Annotated in this window: 23 protein-coding genes; 21 read left to right on the top strand and 2 right to left on the bottom strand. The window is 50.0% G+C overall.

Annotated elements, in window-relative coordinates; all coding sequences use genetic code 11:
* Positions 1-24: 24 nt before the first annotated feature.
* The 5 genes from ACE5KN_RS10685 (at position 25) to ACE5KN_RS10665 (ending at position 4,599) form a co-directional block, all read left to right on the top strand.
* Positions 25-402 (top strand): hypothetical protein, encoded by a 378-nt coding sequence (locus ACE5KN_RS10685; RefSeq protein ID WP_375526385.1) that lies wholly within the window; start codon positions 25-27, stop codon positions 400-402.
* A gap of 124 nt (positions 403-526) precedes the next feature.
* Positions 527-2,038: a spore germination protein gene (locus tag ACE5KN_RS10680; protein ID WP_375526384.1), complete on the top strand. Its 1,512-nt coding sequence runs from the start codon at positions 527-529 to the stop codon at positions 2,036-2,038.
* 34 nt (positions 2,039-2,072) lie between these two features.
* A complete protein-coding gene (locus ACE5KN_RS10675) occupies positions 2,073-3,209 on the top strand; it encodes a Ger(x)C family spore germination protein (RefSeq protein ID WP_375526383.1) in 1,137 nt (378 codons plus the stop codon).
* A 17-nt stretch (positions 3,210-3,226) separates the two neighbouring features.
* The gene (locus ACE5KN_RS10670; protein ID WP_375526382.1) at positions 3,227-3,475 is read left to right on the top strand and encodes a hypothetical protein; all 249 of its coding nucleotides are present in this window, start codon (positions 3,227-3,229) and stop codon (positions 3,473-3,475) included.
* A gap of 32 nt (positions 3,476-3,507) precedes the next feature.
* Positions 3,508-4,599 carry a GerAB/ArcD/ProY family transporter gene (locus ACE5KN_RS10665; RefSeq protein ID WP_375526381.1) on the top strand — a complete coding sequence of 364 codons (1,092 nt, stop codon included), beginning with the start codon at positions 3,508-3,510 and terminating at the stop codon, positions 4,597-4,599.
* Positions 4,600-4,625: 26 nt separating this feature from the next.
* Here the strand turns inward: ACE5KN_RS10665 and ACE5KN_RS10660 are convergent, their stop codons facing one another.
* The gene (locus ACE5KN_RS10660; protein ID WP_375526380.1) at positions 4,626-6,284 is read right to left on the bottom strand and encodes a GMC oxidoreductase; all 1,659 of its coding nucleotides are present in this window, start codon (positions 6,282-6,284) and stop codon (positions 4,626-4,628) included.
* Positions 6,285-6,415: 131 nt separating this feature from the next.
* Between ACE5KN_RS10660 and ACE5KN_RS10655 the strand changes: the two genes are divergently transcribed.
* The 11 genes from ACE5KN_RS10655 to ACE5KN_RS10605 all read left to right on the top strand — a co-directional run bounded on the left by ACE5KN_RS10655 (position 6,416) and on the right by ACE5KN_RS10605 (position 18,233).
* The gene (locus ACE5KN_RS10655) at positions 6,416-7,192 is read left to right on the top strand and encodes a ThuA domain-containing protein (RefSeq protein WP_375526464.1); all 777 of its coding nucleotides are present in this window, start codon (positions 6,416-6,418) and stop codon (positions 7,190-7,192) included.
* Between the two features lie 215 nt (positions 7,193-7,407).
* The gene (locus ACE5KN_RS10650; protein WP_375526379.1) at positions 7,408-8,457 is read left to right on the top strand and encodes an NAD(P)/FAD-dependent oxidoreductase; all 1,050 of its coding nucleotides are present in this window, start codon (positions 7,408-7,410) and stop codon (positions 8,455-8,457) included.
* Positions 8,458-8,676: 219 nt separating this feature from the next.
* The gene (locus ACE5KN_RS10645) at positions 8,677-9,849 is read left to right on the top strand and encodes an aminotransferase-like domain-containing protein (protein ID WP_375526378.1); all 1,173 of its coding nucleotides are present in this window, start codon (positions 8,677-8,679) and stop codon (positions 9,847-9,849) included.
* A 646-nt stretch (positions 9,850-10,495) separates the two neighbouring features.
* Positions 10,496-11,440: an aminoglycoside phosphotransferase family protein gene (locus ACE5KN_RS10640; protein ID WP_375526377.1), complete on the top strand. Its 945-nt coding sequence runs from the start codon at positions 10,496-10,498 to the stop codon at positions 11,438-11,440.
* 204 nt (positions 11,441-11,644) lie between these two features.
* Positions 11,645-12,685, top strand: coding sequence for a sugar phosphate nucleotidyltransferase (locus ACE5KN_RS10635; protein WP_375526376.1), 1,041 nt, complete (start codon positions 11,645-11,647; stop codon positions 12,683-12,685).
* A gap of 119 nt (positions 12,686-12,804) precedes the next feature.
* Complete coding sequence (locus tag ACE5KN_RS10630) at positions 12,805-14,058, top strand: glycosyltransferase family 8 protein (RefSeq protein ID WP_375526463.1); 1,254 nt, start codon at positions 12,805-12,807, stop codon at positions 14,056-14,058.
* Positions 14,059-14,230: 172 nt separating this feature from the next.
* The gene (locus ACE5KN_RS10625) at positions 14,231-14,338 is read left to right on the top strand and encodes a sporulation protein YjcZ (RefSeq protein WP_375526375.1); all 108 of its coding nucleotides are present in this window, start codon (positions 14,231-14,233) and stop codon (positions 14,336-14,338) included.
* A gap of 291 nt (positions 14,339-14,629) precedes the next feature.
* On the top strand, positions 14,630-15,784 hold the full coding sequence (locus ACE5KN_RS10620) for a type III polyketide synthase (protein ID WP_375526374.1): 1,155 nt from the start codon (positions 14,630-14,632) through the stop codon (positions 15,782-15,784).
* Positions 15,771-16,508 (top strand): methyltransferase domain-containing protein, encoded by a 738-nt coding sequence (locus ACE5KN_RS10615; protein WP_375526373.1) that lies wholly within the window; start codon positions 15,771-15,773, stop codon positions 16,506-16,508. The genes ACE5KN_RS10620 and ACE5KN_RS10615 overlap by 14 nt, the downstream gene beginning before the upstream one ends.
* A 29-nt stretch (positions 16,509-16,537) precedes the next feature.
* Positions 16,538-17,686, top strand: a complete 1,149-nt coding sequence (locus tag ACE5KN_RS10610) for an NAD(P)/FAD-dependent oxidoreductase (RefSeq protein ID WP_375526372.1) — start codon at positions 16,538-16,540, stop codon at positions 17,684-17,686.
* Between the two features lie 43 nt (positions 17,687-17,729).
* Entirely contained in the window at positions 17,730-18,233 is a 504-nt protein-coding gene (locus ACE5KN_RS10605) for a hypothetical protein (protein WP_375526371.1), read from the top strand.
* Positions 18,234-18,332: 99 nt separating this feature from the next.
* Here ACE5KN_RS10605 and ACE5KN_RS10600 read toward each other — a convergent pair whose 3' ends face one another.
* The gene (locus ACE5KN_RS10600; protein ID WP_375526370.1) at positions 18,333-19,487 is read right to left on the bottom strand and encodes an alpha-hydroxy-acid oxidizing protein; all 1,155 of its coding nucleotides are present in this window, start codon (positions 19,485-19,487) and stop codon (positions 18,333-18,335) included.
* Between the two features lie 260 nt (positions 19,488-19,747).
* Here ACE5KN_RS10600 and ACE5KN_RS10595 point away from each other — a divergent pair, with 260 nt between their 5' ends.
* The 5 genes from ACE5KN_RS10595 (at position 19,748) to ACE5KN_RS10575 (ending at position 25,321) form a co-directional block, all read left to right on the top strand.
* Complete coding sequence (locus ACE5KN_RS10595) at positions 19,748-21,559, top strand: ABC transporter substrate-binding protein (protein ID WP_375526369.1); 1,812 nt, start codon at positions 19,748-19,750, stop codon at positions 21,557-21,559.
* Between the two features lie 107 nt (positions 21,560-21,666).
* Positions 21,667-22,677 carry an ABC transporter permease gene (locus ACE5KN_RS10590; protein WP_375526368.1) on the top strand — a complete coding sequence of 337 codons (1,011 nt, stop codon included), beginning with the start codon at positions 21,667-21,669 and terminating at the stop codon, positions 22,675-22,677.
* A 1-nt stretch (position 22,678) separates the two neighbouring features.
* On the top strand, positions 22,679-23,515 hold the full coding sequence (locus tag ACE5KN_RS10585; RefSeq protein WP_375526367.1) for an ABC transporter permease: 837 nt from the start codon (positions 22,679-22,681) through the stop codon (positions 23,513-23,515).
* Positions 23,516-23,520: 5 nt separating this feature from the next.
* A complete protein-coding gene (locus tag ACE5KN_RS10580) occupies positions 23,521-24,531 on the top strand; it encodes an ABC transporter ATP-binding protein (RefSeq protein WP_375526366.1) in 1,011 nt (336 codons plus the stop codon).
* Positions 24,518-25,321: an ABC transporter ATP-binding protein gene (locus ACE5KN_RS10575; RefSeq protein ID WP_375526365.1), complete on the top strand. Its 804-nt coding sequence runs from the start codon at positions 24,518-24,520 to the stop codon at positions 25,319-25,321. Before ACE5KN_RS10580 ends, ACE5KN_RS10575 begins: the two co-directional genes overlap by 14 nt.
* The last annotated feature ends 106 nt before the right edge of the window (positions 25,322-25,427 follow it).

Genomic DNA, 25,427 nt, shown 5'->3' with positions numbered 1-25,427 from the left:
GAAACGAAGGGGGAAGGCATTAGCATGGAAAGCGTATCAAATGAAGATCAATTGGAATCCATAAAATCCATGCAATCGACAATCGGTAAACTTGAAAATGCCTTAGCCCAGATGACTCAGAAAGGTGCAAATACTACCTTAGTAAAGAAACGACTCAAAGCTGTTTACATCGGCTTAGCCGTGTTAGAAAACGTTTGGAATCAAAGACCACATCATTACAACCAGGAAGATCTAGCAGAAGCTCGTAATGTTCTTACTGGCTTATTCCCATCAATTGAGAACACTTATACTAAGTTAAAGGCAGGAAGTCCTCAAAGAACGCTTCTAGAAAGAAGAATTAGAGCGTTGGAGCTAGCTGTTCAAGCGATTGACGGTCTTTCCCATAAAAAGTTACCTAACTAAATAGGATATTGTAGTACTTTTAAAGGACTTTCCATGCGGAAGGTCTTTTTTTGTGCATAATATCAGCTTAACCAACCAAACTAGGTAAACCAGCAAATAGAAAATATGACATCAGGTGATATGAATGAAAGCGAATTTGGTTGCGGAAGACTCCTTTGGACCAAAGGAGCCGATTTCAAAGCAGCTCGATGAAAATGTATACAAGATCCGTTCTATTTTCAGCGAAAGCACCGATTTTATTATGCGGGAGTGGTCGTACGGTCCGAAGCTTGGGTTTAGAGCTGTGACCTTCTATTATGAAACTCTGATGCAAAATTCAGAAAATTACATGAAACATACGCTTCAGGATCTCGTCGATCACCAGGTAGGTCCAGGGACGGACAGCACGCTTGAGGATCTGGTGAAGTTTTTTGAGCATGATGGTGCCTCGCAAAAGAAGGCGGTCCTGCTTGAACATATAGATCAGGCCGTGAAGGATATCATCGACGGGCATATGGTTATTTTCTTTGATCAGTGGGATAAAGCGTTAAGCTATAGTGCATTTTCAGTGGAAACGAGGCAGGTTACGGAACCTGTTAACGAATCCGTTGTGCAGGGGCCACGGGAGAGCACTGTAGAGAGTCTGGAAAAAAACATGGGTCTTTTGCGGATTCGTCTTAAAACACCGAGTTTTAGAATGGTTAAAGTAAGCGGCGGCGGCAAAACGAACACCGATATCGTCTATGCCTACCTCAGCGATGTGGTGGACAGCGAACTGTTGAACGAATTCGAGAGAAGGTTTGAAGCGGTCAAGCAAATGGAAGTGCTGGAAACCTCTTATATTGAGCAAATTTTGGAGGATTCGACCTATTCGCCTTTCCCGCAGCACCAGTATACAGAACGCCCCGATGTGGTGACCGCGGCTTTGCTTGATGGGAAAATCGCAGTACTGGTGCAGGGAAGCAGCGGTGTCCTGTTATGTCCAGGCTTGTTTACGGATTTTTTCCAATCCAGTGAAGATTATTACCAGCGTACGCTTATTTCGTCCCTCATTCGTTTTCTGAGGGTGTTTGCTTTTATTTTGGCATTAACTCTGCCGAGCATTTATATTGCCTTAACAACGTATCATACGGAACTGATTCCCACCGTGCTTCTTCTTGCCGTGATCGATTCGCGTGAAGGGATTCCGCTCCCGGCCTTCTTTGAAGCATTGCTTATGGAGTTTTTCTTCGAGATGCTGCGCGAAGCGGGCGTTCGCCTCCCGAGACCCGTCGGCTCTGCGGTCAGTATTGTGGGAGCTCTTATTATTGGAGATGCTGCCATCAGCGCGGGCATTGCCTCGCCGATTATGGTCATCGTAGTGGCCCTTACAGGCATCGCCTCCTTCGCCATTCCACAATATAGTGTCGCTATCGCGCTGCGGATTCTGCAGTTTCCGCTCATGATCTCCGCGGCATTGCTTGGCGGATTTGGAGTGATGATTGTGCTTATACTGATTCTGCTTCATCTGACCAAGCTGCGTTCGCTTGGTCAGCCTTATCTTTCGCCACTGGCTCCCTTAAGGTTTTCGCTCCTGAAGGATGTGTTTATCCGAGCGCCGATAAGGGTGCTGCAGCGGAGTCTTAGAGCACGCCAGTTCAACCGGCAGGGGCGGTAACAAGATAAAGTTTAAAAGGAGATAGGGTGAGAGAATGTACAGATATGGGCTGCTTCTCCTCCTGTCCGGGGCACTGATGCTTACTTCCGGCTGCTGGAGCAAGCATGAACTGGTGGAGATGGGATTTGTGCTCGGTGTCGCTCTGGATGAGGCTAAGGATAACCAGATTGAATTGACCGCCCAGATCTATCGTCCCAGAGGGGATAAGCTATCTGCGGATCAGTCGACCATTAACATCAAGGCCAAAAACAAAACCGTTATGGAAGCGGTCCGCGATATTCCCATTCATCTGGGGAGAAAATCCCAGTGGAGCCATATGCGAATTATTATTGTAAGCGAAAAGCTGGCCCGCTCGCAGGATATTGGCAAGCTGCTCGACTTTTTCTATCGTGATCATGAAACCCGGGGTGATGTACAAGTAATGATTGCAGGAGGCCGGGCAGATGACGTGCTCATGCTGCGCCCGCAGGTCGAAAAGTCCACAAGCCAGGAGCTGCTGCGGGCAAACAGGATTTCTCACAGCGTTTCAGGCAAAACATTAGTCACCACACTGCTGCAGTTGGGGATTCAGGCACGAAATGCACATTTGGATGGCTTTGTTTCTTATTTATATGATGTAACGCCAAAGCAAAAAGTATTTTCGAATGCCGGCCTCGCACTGACTAAGATGGGAAAAATGGTAGGCGTTCTTTCACCAATAAAGACACAAGGGCTGGCCATGCTCCGGAATGAATTCGAGTCAGGCATTATCAGCTTCTCCTGTTCTGGAGAGAAGCGCCAGACGGAAACATTGGAAGTGTTGAAGCTGAAGACAAAATTAAAGCTCTCATGGATGGAGGGCAAGCCATCTGGCGTAACAGCCTACACGGATGTGGACGCCGCAATATCGGAATTAAAGTGCAGCTATGTGCGCACACCGGAAGATGAGAAAAAGCTGGTGAAAGCAGCAGAAAGGCAAATTCGGCAAACGATGCTGGAAAGCTATCATGAACTGCAGAAGAATCAGATTGAAGCCATTGGAATCGCGAACCAAATTTATCGCAAATATCCTCAAACCTGGGCTGCCTTGAAGGAGAATTGGGATTACCAATTCACGAAGCTGCCGCTTCAGGTGAAGGTTAGGGTCAGACTGACTACCCCCGGGGCAAGCAATTCAATACCGATCCTGTAGAATAAAGGGGTTTCCATATGAAGGAACGGATATTGGTCTTGGTTTTGGTTTATGCTGCAATCTTGCTGTATGAGCTGCTTCACCGGAAAACGGAAACAGCTCCAAGAGATCGGCTCCTGTACGTGATTCTTCTGGTCGTATCCGCATATCTGTCGCTCGATTTTATAGTAAATAAGGATTGGCCGGATACTTATGATTTCATCCCAGGTTTTATCAAGGTGCTGGCAAAGGAAATTGATTCTTTTCTGAGCGTGAAAATGTCATAAACAGGTTCCCATTCGACGAAAGGGGAAGAAGTATGGAGAAGGAACAGACGATAAGCCCGGGACAGCTGAGTATCCTGTTTTTTGTATTTATGACAGGGTCCTCAATCATTAATGTCCCGGGCCCGCTTGTCTCGCGCGCAGGCAATGGCGCCTGGCTGTCTCTCTTGATTGCGGGTGCGATTGGAGCGGGATTGCTGGCCTGTATGCTGTATATTTACCGCAAATACCCTGAGCTGAGTTACGTGGCTTATAGCAGGAAGCTGGTTGGGCCGTTTTTTACCTATATATTCGGAATTATGGCTGTTTTCTTTCTGCACTATATGCAATCGGCCATTGTATTGGATGCCGGGCTGTTTATGGTCACCTCCATGTTAAGGGAAACACCGCTGTATGTGTTCAACCTTTTGCTTTTCATGGTTGCCGCATTGACCGCTCGTGCGGGTATTGAAGTCATGGTAAGGATGTTCACATTAATTATTGCCCTGGTGATTCTTTGTACGATTGTGGTACTGCTGCTGGCCATCCCCCTTTATCATCCGGACTATTTGCTCCCGATGCTGCCCAAAGGGATAAAGCCGGTGCTGCACGGTGTATATACCGCGTCCGGTTTTCCTTACATGGAGGCCATAGTATTCGCGATGCTGCTTCCGTATGTTCGTGCTGACCAGCGGAAGAAGACAGGAAAGTATATGTTCCTGTCCCTCGGACTGAATATTATTTTGCTGTGCATTTCAATATTATGTGCCATCATGACCTTGGGTCCGCTAACAGGGGATACCATGTATAGTTTATTTGCCCTTGCCCGGCTTATCGAGTTCCAGGAAATTATTCAGCGGATCGAGTCGGTGATCGGAATGTCCCTTATAGCCGACTCCTATATGAAAGCCGCAATCGCCCTTTACATATTGAATGCCTTTCTGTGCGAGCTGTTCAGCATCAAGGACCGGACCATATTGATCCTGCCCCTGGCGCTGATCGGCTTCCTGAATTCGCTGCTGATCTTTAACAGCACGACGGAATGGTCCACTTTTGTATCCGTGATCCACCCGGTATGGAACTTTGTTTCCTTCACGCTGCCGCTGCTCATTCTCACATTAATGGCGGCCATCCGAAAACAGAAATGAACGACGCTGTTATGTCGTATAGAAAGTTACGGCTGATTCTTCACGATATGATCCGCGGTGCGGATAGCCAAGGCAGCGATCGAAAGTGTCGGATTATTAGCCCACATGGAAGGAAGCACACTGGCGTCTGCCACGTAGAGACCCGGTGTGCTATGGATTTGTCCGAACCGGTTCGTGGCAGAGGTGTTCGGGTCATCACCCATTCGGCAGGTGCCGGCTTCGTGGTTATCGGCTCCCGGCGTCATCATGCAGATGGAAGGCACGCCATCCGTAGTGTTCAGCTGCAGCTGCATCGCGTTGCAGGATTGAATGGCGGCGTCATACATCTGCTCAATAATAGCTTCATCCTTGGCGCTGTAAGAGAAGCTGACCTGCGGCTCCGGCATTCCGTAAGCATCCCGCCGGCTTGGATCAATGAAGACGCGGTTTTCAACCCTCGGCTCCACGACACCGGATATATAGAAATCACTGATGGTCCAAACATGTTTATCCGGCCTTGTCAGGTAATGATAGTCAAAATATTGCTCAGGCCCTTGTATTTGAAGCTGGTAAGGACGATCCTCGATCCCGGGAATCAAAATGCCGAGCGATCCGAGCGGATCAGGGAAGCTGGTCGTATTCAGAGTACCTGTTGCAACCAAATAGGAATGGTTGACCAGATATTTGCCGATAGCGCTTCCCGGTATGCCGGAATTAAGTAAGATGCGCGGTGTCTGAATCGCGCTGGCGGACAGGATAACCGTTTTCGCTTTAATTACATGTGACTTTCTGTCCGGTGTGACGACTCGAATGCCGGCCGCTCTTCCTCCTTCAGTCAGGACTTCGGCACAGTAGGCTTCGACCGCAAGATCAAAGGGACGGTAGTTCAAAGCTTTCGCAATCATAGTCATGCTGCTGGAAAAAACATTGGAATTGACCTTGCCCAGCAGGGTTGGACTCAGATCAGCCGCCATAGGGAGATCATCCGCATGAGGAAAACCGTTTCGCCGCAGCCGTTCCAGGAGCACCTGTGTAATCAAAGAATTTCTCGTATACTCCCGTGTGACACTCAGAAGCTCTTCGGCAATGTTGTAATACATAATCATATCCGAAGGGGAGATGGGCCAGTTCTGTGCAATATCAAAATCAGGAACCCGTGGCGTGATGCCCCCCCATAAAGTGCCTCTGCCACCTAATGCGTTGATCAGCCTTAGTCCGTTAAATTGCGGAAGACGGTTGCCAATCCAATCCGTAACTTGCGCAGGGCGGAATAATCGGAAATTGAGTCCGTCCATCGTTGGCACGTTCATAATATGGGTTGGCAGAAACTGCGGTCCCCGCTCTACCATCCCGATTCGCTTGCCATTCCTGCCCCATTGCTCGCATAAACGCCATAAAGCGGAGCTGCCCCCCATCCCGGAACCGACAATTAGTACATCGTACTCGGTCGCGGCCATTTCCGCTGCGGTAGTTAGAGGAATCCAGTTGCGAATTAACGACTCTTCCGGTGCAATCGGGCAGAAGGGAGCAATCGCCGGAGGGGGTGAAAAGGCACGGGGAGACGGAATCCGAACCTGCATGCCGGTGATCGTACAATCGGGACGGTCAATATACGGATTGGCGGACATCAACTGATCGATGCTGATTCGGTAATGACTCGCCAGACGATACAATGTATCTCCTTCGCCTGCTACATAGATCTTCACAACCACTGCAACTCCTTCTAGTGAGAGTATTCGCCATTTTATACGTATGATTCCTAGCCCTGCTTAATACCATCTTAATAGCAGCCACAATTGTCCCTCGTGAGCAGGAAAGGAGAATAACATCAGTGAATATGCATGCATCACAAGGAGCGCCCCCTCGAATAGTTCCAATCCGTGTCACCATATGGAACGAATACGTTCATGAAAAGATAAACCCTCTGGTAGCACGTTATTATCCAAGAGGTATTCATGATGCTCTTGCCGCCGGGATCGCTCCCTACGGCTTTACATTACGTGCCGCTACGTTAGAGCAGCCTGAGCATGGGCTCAGCAACGAAGTGCTCAATCAAACCGATGTCCTGATCTGGTGGGGGCATCTGGCTCATGACCAGGTTTCCGATGAGATTGTAACCCGCATACAGATGAGGGTACTGCAAGGAATGGGGCTAATCGTACTGCATGCCGGACACCGCTCGAAAATTTTTCAGCGGCTTATGGGGACCACCTGCGACTTGAAATGGCGGGAGGACGGCGAAAGGGAGCGGCTGTGGGTCGTGGATCCAGCTCATCCGATAGCTCACGGAATCGGCGAATATATCGAAATAGAAGAGGAAGAAATGTACGGAGAATTCTTCGACATTCCGGCACCGGATCAACTCGTCTTTGTCAGCTGGTTCCAGGGAGGGGAGCTGTTCCGCAGCGGATGCGCGTATCAGCGTGGTCGAGGGAAGGTATTTTATTTCCGTCCAGGTCATGAGACATATCCGACCTACTATCATCCGCAGGTGCTGCGGGTGATCGCCAATGCCGTTTTCTGGGCCGCTACTCCGCATGGTGCACAGCCTACATATGGAGAGCTACCCCCATTGGAGCCGATGCCTGGCCGACCTCCGATGGGACACTCATAAGCCTTTGCGTTCAAGTCCCAAAAGCTGTGCTGACAAATGGTCAGCATGGCTTTTGTGTTTATATCAAGAGTAAATTGTCAGCAATGGCTGAAAGTTTTGTTTTGAAACGCAGTTTAGATTGTAAAATGAGCAAAGACAACGTATACTATTATGTATTGATAATGATAATCATTTACATAGATTTTTTATAATACCTGGAGCTGGTGAGGAGAACTATGAGCAGAAATGATATATTCGATGTAACTATAATAGGCGGTGGGCCTGCAGGCTTATATTCCGCGTTCTACAGCGGATTGCGGGGCATGAAGACCAAGATTATTGAATACCAGCCCAAGCTGGGCGGTAAGCTGCATGTGTATCCGGAGAAAATGATCTGGGACGTCGGTGGCCTGACACCTGTACCCGGGGCGAAGCTGATCGAGCAGCTGGTACAGCAGGGATTAACGTTTAATCCGGAAGTGCTGCTGAATGAGAAGGTAGAATCCATTGCCCGCAATAATGAGGGGCTGTTCGAGTTGCACACTGCGACCTCGGGTGTGCATCTGTCCAGGACGGTCATTGTGGCTGTCGGAGGAGGAATCCTGAACCCCCAAAAGCTGCAGATTGAGGGGGCAGAGCGCTTCGAAGTGTCCAATCTGAATTACACGGTCAAATCGCTGCAATATTTCAAGGGCAAAACGGTCATTGTATCCGGGGGAGGCAATTCGGCTGTGGATTGGGCCAACGAGCTGCAGCCTGTCGCGAAAAAAGTGTACCTGGCTTACCGCAAAGAGGCACTGAGCGGGCATGAAGCTCAGGTGGATCAGCTGCTGAACAGCTCGGCAACCTGCTTTTTCCATACACAGATTACCAAGCTGATTGCTGCCGATAATCATGAGATCATCGAACGTGTGGAACTGACCAACACCGAAACCGGCGAGGTCCAGCTGCTGTCTGTGGATGAGGTTATTATTAACCATGGATATGAACGGGATATTTCGCTGCTGGAGAACAGCTCGCTGAATATCAATCTGGTGGATGACTACTATATTGATGGAACGGCAAACTGCCAGTCTTCCATACCGGGGCTGTATGCTGCTGGAGATATTCTCCATTATGACGGGAAGCTGCATCTGATTGCCGGAGCCTTTCAGGACGCTGCCAACGCAGTAAACAGCGCGAAGCGGTTTATCGATCCGGAAGCGCATAAAAGCGCGATGGTATCGTCACATAATGAGATGTTTAAAGAGCGCAACCGTGAGCTTATTAAGCAAATGATTCAATAGCACTCATGTATTCGTTACAGGAAAAAGTCCGTTTTGGCGGGCTTTTTTTGTTTAGATATCAGAAGAACACAACGCCGAAGCTTGAGCTTCCTGATATCGCAAGAAAAACTTCCGCTAAACGCGGTCTGTCTACTTGGAATGTACATCGATAGAGGTTTTTCTTATAATCAATTCTAGACGCCCGAGAGCTCTTATTTATTCCAGGAGGTAGAAAAGAAAATGGACTATTTATTTTCAAACCGCATTGCATCGCTGCAACCCTCGATTATTCGCGAAATTCTGAAAGCGAGCTCGGGTCAGAATGTCATTCCTTTTTCCGCAGGCAACCCGGCGGCAGAAACGTTTCCGGTAGAAGTGATCAGCTCCTTTACGCAAGAGATTCTCACACAAAACCCCGTGGCAGCTCTGCAGTATGGAGTCACGGAAGGGTATGGTCCGCTGCGTGAAACGCTGAAGGAACAGTTGCAAGAACGCTTTGATATGGGACAGCCGCAGGATGAGCTTTTCATCGTTTCCGGTGCACAGCAGGGCATTGAACTGGCCTGTAAGGTGCTGTGCAACGAAGGCGACGCGATCATTTGTGAAAGCCCCAGCTTTATCGGTTCGCTGAACTCTTTCCGGGCTTCGGGAGCAAGGCTTGTTGGCGTGCCTATGGAGAGCGACGGCATACATATCGAACTGCTGGAGCAAGCGCTTAAAACGGAGAAAAATGTAAAGCTCATTTACCTCATTCCAAGCTTTCAAAATCCGACCGGCATTACGACAAGCCTGGAAAAGCGGAAGGCGATCTATACGCTTGCCAAGAAATACGGGGTCATGATTCTGGAGGATAATCCATACGGCGAGCTGAGGTTCAAAGGTACTGATGTGCCAACCATCAAGTCAATGGATGACGAAGGTCTGGTTATTTACGTTGGTTCCTTCTCCAAGGTTCTTTCTCCCGGCTTGCGTGTCGGATTTGTCCTGGCTCCTTCGGAGGTCATGCAGAAAATGGTCGTGGCCAAGCAGGGAGAGGATGTGCATACCGCCATGCTGCCCCAGATTCTGGCCCACAAATTTATGACGGAATACGATTACCAAGGCCATATCGAAAGCATCCGGGAGATTTACCGGAGAAAATGCTCGCTGATGACGGAGCACCTGGAAAAATTAATGGGTGACAGTATTACCTATACCAATCCGGATGGCGGACTGTTCCTGTGGTGCAGCTTGCCTGAATCGGTACCGATGCTGGAGTACTGTAAAAAAGCGGCGGCAAAGGGAGTGGCCGTGGTTCCGGGAACAGCCTTCCTCGTACAGGAAAATGAGCCATGCAATTCGTTCCGCATCAACTTCTCGACTCCTTCGGATGAGCAGATCGTGAAGGGAATCGAAATCCTGAGCACGGTCTGACTTGGGTACAGAAAGCAAATCTCAGTGATTTCTATTTTGGAATAAGGTCAAGAAGAAGGAAAAAGAGCGGGTATTGGTGGAAATAAGGAACACCGAATACTCGCTCTTTCACATCAAAAAAGGTATTTTCTTACACTTAACTTAAGTTAAGTTAACAACGGGAGCTGTGTAGTAATGAGATTCGGCCGAAACTTCAAACCCTGCAGACTGGTAGAGGTTTAAAGCACGTCTGTTATCGGCAAGAGCTAAAAATATCGACGATCAGCTGTCCTACCGCCTTTACGCTGTGGTTCTCGGCAGATGGGGAGCCGGTGCAGATCGTGGCGGGGGAAACCAAATTTTTGTAATGTGCGCGATGGACGGTGGAGCGAGTTAAAAGCTTTTACTCCGGAAACAGGACAAGTTTTGTATTAATAATATAATGTAACTGCCGGAATAAAGTTAAGGGAGAGTTGAAACTGTCAGTGAGAGCTGGCAGTTTTTTTGTCAGCACATTTTTGGCCAGTTGACATCCAACCGAATGGAAGAAATCCAAAATAGCGACAGCAGCAATAGGCATCACTAAAAGGATTTCCGGGCCGGGAAGCCGAATTGAGGGAAACCGGGGTTGAAAAATCCCGGTCGCATAATTGAGGGGAGGGATAGCATGAGCAATCTGAACCTTTCGGAACAGCTGCGTAGACGGATTCCAGCTCTTCAGAGCAGCTCAAGGCTTGAAAAAATCCATAAAGGGTACTCCAGCGACGATAAATATGTGGTGTATGACGGCAGCGGCTGCCCTCGCTACATATTAAGAACCTTCGGCATCGAGCGGGAAAATAACAAGCACCTGGAATTCAGAAGCCTTACATGGATGGAGGAACAGGGGGTAAGATGCTCCAGGCCCGTGGAGATAGGTGCTCTGCCTGATCATGGCATCGGCTATATGATCGTCTCGTTCGTTGAAGGGAACGACGCATCAGAGGAACTGCCGCTTCTCGCTCCGGAACAACAATTCCATATAGGTATGGAGGCTGGTCTCGAACTGCGAAAAATCCATCAAATTCGCTGCCCTGACAAACTGGCACCCTGGCATGAAAGGATGGCTGCCAAGCATCACCGTTACCGGACAGAGTATAACAAGTGTGGAATATCGATCAGGGATGAGGAAAGGCTGCTTTCCTTTATTGATGAAAATCTGCACATCATGCAGGATAGACCAAACCTGTTCCAGCATGACGATTTCCATGTTGGCAATCTTCTCGTTAAGGATGGCAAGTTCTCGGGCGTCATCGATTTCAACAGATATGACTGGGGAGACCCTGTCCATGAGTTTGTGAAGGTTGGGATGTTTAGCGCTGAAGCCAGTGTTCCATTTTCTGTTGGACAACTGTACGGCTATCATGAAGGCAGAGAACCCGACCGGCAATTCTGGCGGCTGTATTCACTGTATCTCGCCATGACGCTGATCTCATCGGTCGTCTGGATTCTGAAAGTGAAGCCGGAGGAGCTGGAGCTCATGATGGCCAAGATTCACAAGGTCATGGAGGATCACGAAGGCTTCGGGCTGCTGGTCCCGAAATGGTACAGCCAGTACCAGCATCAGTCTTGAGGCTCAGGCGAGCGCACTTAAATGGTTAGCCAGAATGATCTGGCTGACCTTTTTTTGATACGTTTTATTTAATGGAGGAAAGGGAATACCTAAATCATAGATTAATAGGGTCTTTGCTGCTTAGTATATACCCAACCGTTTTCATATCTTTTTGCATAATATGTAACTAGAAAGGAAGATTTTAAGAATAGGGGGATGCTACGTATGAAAGGATTAATCTTGTGTGCCGGAAAAGGGACAAGACTTCAGCCTTCGACATATACCAAACCGAAGTGCATGCTTCCTGTTAACGGGGAATATATACTTGTCTCCATTATTAAAAAGCTTGTGGCGGCCGGAATTACGGACATTGGCATCGTAGTCAGCCCATCGCAAAAAGAGATCCGGGAAACGATTGGAGATGGAGCACGCTGGAACGCTTCATTAACTTATCTGCTGCAGGACGAAGCAAGGGGGCTGGCGGATGCTGTCAAAAGCGCGCAGACTTTTATGGCGGATTCCCCATTTTTGTTGATGCTTGGCGATAATTTATATGAGGGAGAAATCGAACCGCTCATTCAATCTCTGGATGGAGCCGGCGCAGTTGCTTCGATTTTGCTGCAGCAGGTCAAAGACCCCCGGCAATTCGGGGTTGCCGTCATTGAAAATGAGAAAATCGTCATGCTGGAGGAGAAGCCCAAGCAGCCTAAGTCCGACTTGGCCATTGTCGGGGTGTATGCTTTTACTGCTGCCATCTGGCCTGCCATTGAGAGTCTTGCTCCTTCTGCGCGTGGAGAATACGAAATCACGGATGCCATTCAAATGTTAATTTCAGAAGGCGGGCATGTCGCATACAGCATCACGACAGCACCATTTTTTGATATCGGAACGCATGAGCGGTGGCTTGAGGCCAATCGTTACAAAATGGACCATGATCCCATGAACTTCGAAATACCGACCGGCTTGAGTTCCTCCGTAAAATGGATCCCCCCGGTTCAGGTGGATCCGACCGCCCGTGTAGCAAATAGTGTCATTGGCCCTCATGTATACATTGGCCCGAACAGCGTCGTCGAAGAATGTATTCTTAGCAATAGCATTTTGACGGATCAGGTCCACTTGTTTAATATCCACGCAGAAGGAAGTGTCTTTGGCTCAAATGTTCAGCTTGTCGAACAAGAAATTCAGGATTTGCCAGCTCGTCACATTCTCGGTGACCGCGCATCGGTAACCAGAATCAACCCCCCGTCGCAGAAGGATTTAAAATAAATCGAGACCCACTAGGGAATTAGTCCAATCCGGTCCCAAGGGCAATCATACACTTAAAGTAGTCAATACAACAGGCAACTATGCCGAATGATACTTTAAGGGGTAGGTGATCCTTGAGAATGGTTGAACTGGTTTTAACGCTCAATGACCGGAGCGGTAAATATGCGCAGCATGCTGGTGTTGTCCTTGCATCCATTTTTTCCAATACCCAGCAAACGGTCAATGTACACATTTTGTATGATGAGACCTTAACAGAAGAAAACAAATTAAAACTTACTCAGCTCACCGAGGGATTTAATCACAACATCTATTTCTATTTTGTGTCTGTTCCGGAGGATATGATCCAGGCTTCGGCCCAGGTTCATAAGATTGACCACTGGACCGTGGCCAGTATGTACCGTTTATTGCTGCCAAACATTATTCCGGCCGAAAAAGTCATTTATTTGGACTGCGACATTTGGGTCAATCTGGATATCAACGAGTTGTGGAGCACTGACCTTGGGGGACATTATCTGGGCGCGATACTGGATCAGGGGCAAAACCTGGATGAATATTTTGTGTCCATGGGGCTAAACGGAGCAGTATATTTTAACTCTGGCGTCATCCTGTTCCATCTGGATAATATCCGCAATAAACCGGGATGGTATGAGGAAATGCTCAATTTCCTGCGCAATTATCCAATGACGACGATGCCTGACCAGGACGTATTGAACTCCTTGTATGCCTCCAACTATTTGCAATTGGATCAGCGCTTTAATACCTTCGCTCACCAAGGTCTTGATCCGGAAAACAAAATCGTGCATTTCGCCGGAGAAGACAACAAGTGGTGGGATGAGCAATCACCTGCCGCACCGCTCTATAATTCATTCCTTGCCATGACGCCTTGGGCCGGAGCATTTACACCAGCGCCCGCGCCCACGGTCGAACCGCAAGAAGATGCGGTAGCTTCGCAGCCTCCGGTTAACACACCTGAACCGCCAGCTCCGGAAATACAGCATTTGGAAACCCAGCATGTGGAAGCCCCACACACGGAGGCTCGACATCCTGAAAATCCTGCACCTGAGAGCACAGATCCTCTTCCTGTAGTGCCGGTCACGTTCCAGCCGCAAATTCCTGTGGCTCCTGTCAAGCGGAAGCGCCGCAGATCGTTAAGGGTACGGTTAAGACCGAGACTGCGGAAGAAAAGGGAAACTCGCGTCAGATATCGTTCCTTAAGAAAAGTAAGACGGCGGGTTCATCGTCAGCCGTTGTCGAGAAGAAAAACGCTGCAATATGCTGTTCGGAAGGTGCCGGTTGTTCGGAAAAAGACCGTTTATGTGATAAGAAAGGCTCCTCTGAAAAAAAGCACACGCTATTTAAAGCGCAGCTCGTAATGCTCCCTTAATCGATCCGTCCGGCTCGTTCAGACCGGGCGGATCACTGTTTATGGACATTCCCGAAACATGATGACCATCGCCCTAAAGCAGTTTTTTTGCCGAAACGCCCTACCTAAAAATAACTTCAAACATACACTGAAACATACCATTAGACAAAGGAGGAAAAAAGATGAGTGCAGTTGGAGGAGCTTACGGTGGAGGACTTTGGACTTCTACAGGCGCTATCTTGGTTCTGTTCATTCTCCTGGTAATTATCACTAGATCCTTCCTGATCTAAAAGGAGAAAAGCTTCTTTATTAAGGTCTTCAAAGCCTGACGGTTATTGCGTCTGGGTGTGCTCCCCATGATGTGAGCGTGGGCATACCACAGACGCAATTTCCTTATTTTCATGTGAAATATAACACTTGTTTTACATATCCAAGTTTTTTAAACACTGCAGCACTTTGGCTTTGGATACAGCTTCCATATCCGGGTTATCCTAACCTCAGTCAAGTTCAGCATTCAGGATTCCAGTTCCCCTGTTAGGGGTAATCATTACTGATTCCGAATGTATACAGGAGGTTGGGGTATGAGTCCAACGGTCAGCAACTCCGATATTGCGATCCTGGGAATGGGAAAGGCACTGCCGGATCATTCCCTGGCCCAGTCCCAGATTGCGGAGGTCATCGCCGAGTCCCTGCGCGAACGTCCGGATCTGGCACGTTTTGCAAGAAGAATATTCAAATCCTGCGGTGTGGAGACACGCTACACCTGTGAACCCAACTTTCTGGCATCTTTTGAAGAATGCCGTTATCTATCCGGCGAAGCATCGGATATTCCTACTACTGCGGAACGAATGAATACATACAAACAGGAGGCGCTTGCTTTGGGAAAAAAGGCAGCCAGGGAGGCCCTTCATGCTGCCGGCATTGCGCCGAAAGACATCACGCATCTCATTACCGTCAGCTGTACAGGCCAATATCAGCCCGGTCTGGACGTAATGCTGATCCGCAGTCTGGCATTATCTCCGCGTGTGAACAGGCAGCCGCTTATTTTTCAGGGATGCGCCGCGGGATTAAAGGCGATTCAGATGGCACGGGATGTCGTTCAAGGGGCTCCGGAGGCCAAGGTGCTGGTCATTTGCGTGGAGCTGTGCACTCTGCATTTGCAGCCGGTCAGGGAGCGGGAGGCGCTGTTTGCAGCCTCATTTTTCGGGGATGGGGCTTCCTCCTGCGTGATCGGTCATCCGGGGCCGAACCAGAAGCATTATCTGAAATTGGGCCCGGGCTATTCCGTGCTGCTCCCGGATTCAACGGAGGATATGATATGGGAGGTCGGCAATACAGGTTTTGACCTTTATTTGTCGCCCCGTATTCCGAAGCTGCTCGCAGCCCACCTGCAGGAAGAGCTGCAGGTGCTGCTGCAGGGGGACAAGCTTCCCGAGCTGTGGGCCATCCATCCGGGAGGGCGGGGGATTGTCGACGCCGTACAGGATGTCATGGATCTGGACGAGGAACAAACCCAGTACAGCAGGGAGATATTAAGAACAGCCGGCAATCTCTCCTCCGCCACCATAATGTTTGTACTGAACGCGATGTGTACAGATATGAAAGACCGCGGCCGGACATCCGCTGCGGGAGTGGCCATGGCGTTCGGGCCGGGATTGACAGCAGAGCTTATGCGTTTTACTTATGTGCCGTCATATTCGCTAACGGCCGGGGAGCGGCATCATGCCCTTCTTTAGATCCTTGTCGGAGCGGGCGCGGGAAGATGAGCTGATGGATGACTTCTTCAACGGAGGAGAAGAACTGAGCGAAGCTTTGCAGCATCTTAGGCGGCTGAACAAAATATTTGCGGCGCCAGGACCGACGCTGGCGGGAGTGGAGCGGCTGTGGAAAGCGGCCGGCACTCCCGCTTCCCTGCGCATTCTGGATGCAGGCGCAGGCTCGGGCGACGTCAACCGCAAGCTGCTGGGATGGGCGGACCGGAAGGGGATACAGCTTGAAATCACGCTTGTCGACATGACTGAGGAAGCGTGCCAGGAGGCAAGACGTTTATTCCGGAATGAGCCGCGGGTTAAGGTGCAGCGTGCAGATGTCCGGGAACTGCCGGAGCGCTCAGCGGACATCGTGACAGGGTGCCAGTTCATTCACCATTTTGACGGACAGCAGCTCGTGGATATCGTATCCCGTATGCTGCGGGCGTCCAAATACGGTGTCGTTATAAACGATATTCATCGGCACCCCATAGCCTATACGGCAGTGTGGATGACGACCCGTATCATTTCCCGCAACCGATATATCCGGCATGACGGACCGTTGTCGGTGGCCAAGGGATTCACGGTCAGGGATTGGGAGGAATTACAGCGGCAGCTGAGCGTTGAGACGATGACTTATGAGTGGAAGCCTTTATTCCGCTATTCGGTTGTCATTCCGGCTCAGGTAGAGCAGCCAAGGGCAACGCTGTAAATATATCAGGATTAGGCAGGTGTTTTTACATGAAGAAGCAGGTTGATGCTATTGTCATTGGGGCGGGAATCGCAGGCAGCAGCTGTGCACTGCTGCTTGCCAGGCAAGGGCACCGGACGCTTCTGCTTGATCGGCAGGAGTTCCCAAGGCATAAAACCTGCGGCGAGTTTATGTCTCCTGAGACGAGAGAGATGCTGGAACTTCTGGGAGTCCGACTGTTTGAACAAGAGGTTCGCCCTAATGTTATGGATAAGGCTGTCATCATCATGCCTCACGGCGGTGAGATTGAAGCCCCGCTGCCGGGACAGGCTTATGGGATCAGCCGCTATAAGCTGGACAGTCTCCTGCATGAGAAAGCAATGGCGGCAGGAGCTGAAATCATGACCAAAGCAACCGTGACCGCGATCCGCCAGCAGAAAGGTCATGGATATGAAGTCGAAACGAAGCTGGGAAATAAACAGGCAGTCTATCATGCGAAAGCAGTGATCGGCGCATACGGCACCAAAAAGCTGCGAGGCATGACAACCTCTGACAAGCTCCGGGGCGGGACCGTATACGTTGGCGTTAAATCACATTTCAGCGGGATAACTCTGTCCTCACAGGTTGAGCTTTATTTTTGCGATGGGGGTTATGTCGGAATCTCCCCGGTGGAGAACGGCACTGCGAATGTTGCCGCACTGCTGGCCCTGGATAGAGTAAAAGGGGGAGGCAGGTCTGTAGTGGATATTCTGCAGACCGCGGCCATGACCAATGCCAAACTGGCCGCAAGGCTTGCACCAGGAGTTCCCGTTCCGGGAACGCAAGTCTCGATTGCGCCCGTCCGTTTGTCTGACGTCCCTGAACCGTGGTCTCAATTTCCGCATATTGGCGACGCTATGCTCGTGATTCCCCCACTAAGCGGAGACGGAATGTCGATTGCATTAAGGTCTTCATTGCTGTGTTCCTGCTGGACGGATCAATATTTAAAGGGACAATTAAGCTGCAGGGATTGGCAGGATCAGTATACCAAAGAAGCCAATCGCGAATTTTCACAGCTGCTCGGCAGAGCAAATACAATTCAGCGCTTGGCCTTTGCCAAAATGAACCGGTTCTATCCTGTCATAACCCGCTTGCTTCCAGGGCTCACGTCCTATTTGGTAAAAGCGACAAGGTTATCCGAGAAAAGCATGTTGCGTTAATCCCCATATTTCCAAGTGAAAAACCGCGAAGCCGCGGTTTTTTGTGCATCTTCCAATTGTAAACAAATGTACCATAAGAACCATAAAGAAAAAGCAGAAATATGACGAAATAACATACAAATACCTTACAAGTTCTGGAATTCCTTTAACGGGAAATCCATGCGTCCCGGGATTATCCAAAAACCAGGAGGAAAAACTGACGATGATAGTCAACGATTATGATCACCCGCTTCGAATAAATAAACTCCATTCTGATGTACTGAAAGATAAATTATCTCTCAGCACAAGAGTCCTTGCCAGAGACATTGGCTGTCTAATGGAATTATCCGACAGGGGTATCGGCAATGAAATGATGATCAATCGATTAATCAGCATTTTGCGCAGGAACGGTTATTATACCGTTGGGGATATAGCAAGTGCAAGCGAGAAACAAATAAGGCTTATCAAGCACGTTGGAGAGCAAACCCTCACCATGCTTCTGGATTTGTTAGAAGTTCTATCAGAATCAGGGGAGCTTGTATCCGCCGCTACCAGCAGGAAAAAATAAGTACAAAGGCGGCGGTAAAATGAAACTCTCCTTTCAGGCAAACAGCCGCAAGTAAATCCTGCTGCCTGAAAGGAGAGCTAGTTGCGCTTCAATCCATGGCTACATCTTTAAAATCAGGCTGGCATCAACATCGCGGATGGCGCAGCGGCCCGAGATTGCAAGCTGGATATCCGTTTCCGCCAGCAGGTTCTCGATTACGGATTTTATGCCTTTATCGCCGGCGACGGCCAGGGCATACGCATAAGGCCGGCCCACCAGCACAGCCGATGCTCCCAGTGCTATGGCTTTCAGAATATCTGCTCCGCGCCGGATGCCGCTATCCAGCAACACCGGAACTTGTCCGCGTACGGCATGCACGACATCCGGCAAAGCCTCAAGCGTACCGATAGCTCCATCCAGCTGACGTCCTCCATGGTTCGACACGATGATGCCGTCAGCCCCCAGCTTGATCGCACGCTTGGCATCCTCCGGATGTGTGACTCCTTTTAACAGCAGCTTCAGCTTCGTTCTCTTGCGTACCTCCGAAAACTTGTCCCATGTAAATGCGGTATTGTTGCCTTCCTCAAGCGCTTTATACACGGCAGCCTGAAGATCGTCGGAAGGCGGTTTATCCAGCATGTCGAGGAACACGGGATCTGTAAAATAATTTCCCATGCCATGGCCCTCAAGGAACGGTAAATATGCGTTCCGCAGGTCGTATTCCCGCCACCCCAGCATCGTGGAATCCACCGTCACGACAATGGCGGTAAATCCAGCCTTTTCAGCACGATCCAGAAAACTCTCCATAAGCCGCGGCTCCTTGGGCGGATACAGCTGGAACCAGCGCTCGGCATTTCCCATGACCTCCGCCACCTTTTCCATGGGCTGGCTGGATACATTACTGAGAACATAGGGGACCCCCAGCTCGGCACACACCCGTGCCGGAATCAGCTCGCCTTCCTTATGGAGAATCGAGTTCACGCCGATGGGGGCAAGCAGGAAAGGAACGTCGAATTTTCTGCCAAACAACTCCACTGACATATCGCGTGTAGTAATATCGGTGCAAATGCGCGGACGAATCCGATAAGAACGAAATGCTTCATGATTGGCAAGCATGGTATCCCCCGCTCCGGCACCGCCAAATACATAACCGAAGGGCCCGGGAGCAAGCAGCTGGCGGGCTTTTTCCTCCCATTCATGAAAGGAAACGGGAAGCTGCATGGATACATCCTCTGTATTTTCATAAAACCGCATTTGAATTTGATCGCTCTTCACGGCTTAACTCCTTTATTTGCAGTGGATATGTATATGATTGATTATCCCGTGATGCAACCCGATTTATTCGCAAGCTGTTCCAATAATAGACGTATGGGCATCATTTGTTAAAAAAATTTCCCCTTTCCAGGTTATTTTAGTGATCAATATAGCTGAGCTCACATAGAATGCCGATAAAGAAAGCGCTTGCAATCAGTGGTGCTTTTCTTATTTAAGCAGGCTGGCTTTCAGCTGGAATTGTCACAAATGGAGGGGATCTAATGAAGCGTAAAATGAATTTCAGGCTGATGTTCACAGTGTTGGTGGCTTTAACAGTTGCCATTACAGGCTGTGAGAGCGTTCAGCCGCCGGCTGCATCCAATACCGGGAACAAGCCGGAAGCCGCCCAGCCTGGCAGCGGTGGAGAGGGTTCCGGTGGTGTGCAGGAAACTCCGCGCAATGAGACGTTATATGTGAATGGAATCCAGTGGGGCCCGCCCACCAATTTCAATCTGCTGAGCGGAAATCCTGCTTTTCCGGTAAACTACGGCAACTCCAGGGAGCTTATTTACGAAACGCTGTTCATGATTAACCAACTGAACGGAGAACTGGAGCCGTTGCTCGGGACGAAATATGAGTGGAAAGACGACGCCACCCTGCATATTGAGCTGAACAAGGATGCCAAATGGAATGACGGGAAGCCGTTCACTTCGGATGATGTCGTTTATACGTATGAGCTGGGCAAGAAATACGATATTAACTGGAGCTCATTCTGGACCTATATTGCTTCCGTCACTGCCACCGGGCCGAACGCGGTGGAAATCAAATTAAACCCGAAAAACCCGAACAAGCTCACGGTGCTGGACAGCATCGAGCTGATTCCGATGCTGCCGAAGCATATCTGGGAAGAAATCGAGAAGAAGACAGGCAACAACCTCTCGGCCATACGGCAGGAGGTCAATGCCGACCCGGTCGGCACGGGGCCGTATAAAATGCATTTTTATAATGACCAGAAAATTACGGTTGTTCGCGATGACAACTACTGGGGCAAATCTTTATTTGGCAAGCTGCCGGCTCCAAAGTACATCACGCATGTCATTTACAAGGATAACGCAGCGGGCGATCTTGCGTTCAAAAGCGGCCAGGTGGACGTATCCCAGCAGTTTATCCCTCAGGTGCAGAACATGTGGAAGGGCGGAGCCCCGGTCAAAGCGTACTTGAAGGACGCGCCATATTATGTGCCAGGCTCCATGCCGTCGATCTTCTTCAATACGACGAAGAAAGGGCTGGACAATCCGGACGTAAGAAGAGCGATTGCGATGAGCATCGATTATAAGAAGATTGCGGAGCTGGCCATGAGCGGATACTCGGAGCCGATGCAGCCTTCCTTGACGCTGAACACGGAGGCCGAAGCCAAGTATGTGGATCAGGCGGCCATTAAAGCGCTGCAATGGCAGACGGATGTCGCAGGGGCCAACGCGCTGCTGGATCAGATCGGAGCGAAGAAGGGGAATGACGGCATACGCGTATTGAACGGCACCAGACTTGGTCCATATGAGATTGAGTGCCCTTACGGATGGTCCGACTGGAACGCTGCTCTGGAGATCGTCGCACAGAACGCCAAGGCGGTGGGCATTGAAATCCGCACCAAGTTCCCTGAATCGCCCGTGTGGACGAATGATCTGCAGACAGGCAAATTCGACATTATCATGAACACGCCTGCCGGCAGCGTCAGCCCAAGCCAGCCCTGGAACCGGGCGATGACGATCATGTACTCGAAAGGTGTGGCTCCCATGGGTGAAATGGCGTTCTGGAATTGGGGCAGATACAAAAACGAACGGGCAGACGAGATTATTGAAAAAATTCCGACCGTTTCGGATGAAGCAGAATTGAAAACGCTTTACACCGAGCTGACAACCATCTGGCTGAAGGATATTCCGTCCATTCCGCTGATGTACCGTCCTTGGGTGTTCCATACGGTCAATGAATCGGTATGGAAAGGGTTCCCGGCGGAAGGGGACGGCAGTAATATTCCGCCACAGATTGCCATGGATGGAGCAGGAGTGCGGGCATTGTACGAAATTCACAACTAACCGGATGAGCAGGCCTTTCAGAAGCGGCAAGCGGCCGCCTTTCTGAAAGGCCTCATGAACCGGAACACCGCTAACTGGTCTTATACGTCATCACGGAGGTGAACCGAATGAACGCTTATGGCAAATATATTTTCCGCAAAGCGCTGTGGTATCTGCTGACACTGATCATTGCCGTCAGCCTGAACTTTTTTCTGCCAAGAATGATTGAGGGCAACCCGGTCAGCATGATTGTATCGGAGATGACGCAGGGCATGACCGACAGCGATACGATCAAGCGGGTGTACGAGACATTTATGGCTGAATTCGGCGTTGACCAGCCGCTCTATATCCAGTTTTTGATCTATATCAAAAATTTGTTCACAGGCAATCTCGGCACGTCATTCGGATTGTATCCAAAGCAGGTAACGGACATTCTCGCTTCAGCCGTACCATGGACGATCGGGCTGCAGCTGCCCGCCATTTTGACCGGCTGGCTGCTGGGCAACATTCTGGGGGCCGTTGCCGCTTACAAGAAAGGCGTCTTTGACAAGGTGATTTTCCCTGTGGCGCTGTTCGTGAATTCCATCCCGTTTTTTACCTTGGCGATCATTATGCTCTATGTGTTCGCGCTTACGCTGGGCTGGTTTCCGCTGCACGGCGGTTATGATTATCAGATGGTCCCGCAGCTCAGTCTGGAATTTATCGGCTCGGTGATCCGGCATCACACCCTGCCTTTCCTGTCCATTGTGCTGGTGACGATCGGCGGGCAGGCCATCGGCATGAGAGAGATGTCCATTTACGAGCTGAATTCCGACTATGTTCTGTACAGCAAGCTGCTCGGAATCCGCGATTCCAAAATCGCCAAATACGTCTTTCGCAATGCCATGCTGCCGCAAATTACAGGCCTTGCCCTGTCGATCGGAACGATGGTGGGGGGTTCGCTCATTTGTGAAATCGTATTCAGCTATCCCGGCATCGGCACCTGGCTGTTTACGGCCATCCGGCAGCTCGATTATCCGTTGATCTCCGGCTGCACCCTGCTGATTGCGGTATCCGTGCTGCTGGCCAACTTCACCATCGACATTATCTATGGTTTCATCGACCCGAGAATCAAGTCTGCGCAGATGGAGGATCACTGACATGAACCAATCCTTTCGCATACTGGTGAAATCGCCGAAGTTCATGTTCGGGGCCATCATGTTCCTGGTGATGATCGGTGTGGTGACCATCTATCCGCTCATCAACCGGAATGATCCGCTGGAGATGATTGCGATGGCCTTCCAGCCGCCGGATTCCAAGCTGCTGTTGGGCTCGGACAATTTCGGCAGGGATCTGTTTTTGGAGTTAATCTATGGGATCCGGACATCCATCCAGGTCGGATTGATCGCCGGTGTTTTCGCTACAGCCATCGGACTGGTCATCGGGCTGGCTTCCGGGTATATCGGGGGCATGGTCGACAATCTGCTGACCGCATTGACCAACATTTTTATCGTTATTCCTTCGTTCATTATTCTGATTCTGATCTCTGTAAGTATCGATTCACGCAGCTCGCTTGTCACGGCGATCATCATCGGCATCACAAGCTGGCCGTGGACGGCGAGGGCTGTACGCGCCCAGACCACATCGTTGCGCAACCGGGATCACGTCAATATCGCCAAAATATCCGGGCACAGCACGCCGCGTATCATTATCTTCGAGATCCTTCCATATATCGCTTCGTATGTGGTCATGGCCTTTGTACTGCAAACGGCTTCAGGCATCCTTTCGGAGGCATCCATCTCCATGCTGGGTCTCGGACCCTACAATACGATTTCGCTCGGTATCATTATGAACTGGGCGCTGGTATTTGAAGCGCCGGTGGCGGGGGCATGGTGGGCATTCATTCCGGCAGCGATCGCAATTGCTTTCATTACCTTCTCCCTCTATTTGATGAACACCGGCATGGATGAAATTTTCAACCCGAAAATAAGGAGCTGACCCGCATGACAACGAACATCCTGGAAGTCAAGGACTTGAAAACCTATTACCGGACGCGACTGAAAGAGCATGTCTATGCGGTGGATGGCGTAAGCTTTACGCTGGAGGCGGGCAAAACGCTCGGCATTGCCGGGGAATCCGGCTGCGGCAAATCGACGCTGGCGCTAAGCCTGATGGGCTTTTATTTTCCGCCCCTGCATTTCGGCGGCGGCTCCATCGTGATCGACGGTACGGACATCATGAAGCTGAACAAGGAGCAGCTGCGCAAGCAGGTGTCCGGCAGAGAGATTGCTTATATTCCGCAAGCGGCGATGAATGCGCTCAATCCGACGTTGCGCATCATCCGGTTCATTGAAGATATCATGAAAGAACACCGTCCCGAGCTGAGCAAACAGCAGGTATGGGAGCTGGCCGCCGAACGGTTCGAGACGCTGAATCTGTCAACAAAGGTGCTGAATTCCTATCCGAATGAACTGTCCGGAGGCATGAAGCAGCGCACGGTGATTGCGATCTCCACCATTTTGAACCCGAAGGTGCTCATTGCGGATGAGCCGACTTCCGCGCTGGATGTGACAAGCCAGAAGGCGGTCATCAAATTAATGAAGGATCTGCTGGATAAAGGCTTTATTCAATCACTGGTGTTCATCACCCACGAGCTGCCGCTGCTCTATCATGTGACGGATGACATTATGGTGATGTATGCGGGGGAAATCGTGGAGCGGGGGACGGCTCAGCAAATGATCTTCGATCCGATTCATCCGTATACGAAGAAGCTGATGGGCTCCATCATCGTCCCCGAGGAAGGAATGAAGGAGCATAAGCTGGCAGCCATTCCGGGTACACCGCCGAATTTGAAAGACGTGCCCGCAGGCTGCAGGTTTGCCGACCGCTGTCCGTATGTCCATGATGAATGCAGACAAGGCAAGGTTGAGAGCAGGCTGGAAGGTGATCGAATCTACCGCTGCATTTTCGAACCAGGTACGTTAAAGGAGTGGTACGCCAATGAGCCGGAATGACGTATTGATCAGCGGATCGCATATTACCAAAGTCTTTGGATACGGTAACCAAAAAACGACGGCTGTGGACGATGTGGACTTTACCTTTCATGAGGGGGAGATCATTTCCATTGTCGGCGAAAGCGGCAGCGGCAAAACGACCTTGGCGAAAATTATTATGGGCCTGCTGAAGGAAACAGGGGGCAGTATCGAATATCGGGGCAAACCGAGACAGCTCACACGGCATGCTGACCGGAAGAGTTATTGGAAGGATATTCAGGCGATTTTTCAGGACCCTTTTTCGTCCTTCAACCTGTTCTATAGAGTAGAGAGGCTGCTGCAGGACTGCATCAAGCTGAAAGGGCTGAAGCTGTCTGCGGATGAGCAGTTTCAAAAAATGAAGGAAGCCTGCTCCTTCGTCAATTTGAAGTTCGAGGAGTTGTATAACAAGTATCCGTTTGAGCTGTCCGGCGGACAAATGCAGCGTCTGATGATCGCCCGCATTTTCATGCTTCATCCCAAGCTGCTGATTGCGGATGAGCCGACCTCCATGGTGGATGCCTGCTCCAGATCCACTATTTTGGATATGCTGCTCAAGCTGCGGGACGAGAATAATATGACGATTATTTTCATTACCCATGATGTCGGGCTTGCTTATTATGTCAGCGATACGATCTATATTATGGAAAAGGGAAAGATTGTGGAAAGAGGCGATGCGGAGGATATCATTTTAAACCCGCAGCACAAGTATACACAGCAGCTTATATCCGACGTGCCCAAAATTCATTCAGAGTGGAATTTGAGCTCATAATGGAAAATGAAGAGCAATACCATACAAAAAAGCGGATCTTGCGTCCGCTTTTTTGTGCTGAGTTCAGCTTGCTTACCCCATTGTCCCTATGGTGTATAATGATGTG

Source organism: Paenibacillus terreus, from assembly GCF_042138595.1.
Taxonomy (GTDB): Bacteria; Bacillota; Bacilli; order Paenibacillales; family Paenibacillaceae; genus Paenibacillus; species Paenibacillus terreus.
This window is presented reverse-complemented; position numbering and strand designations above follow the sequence as displayed.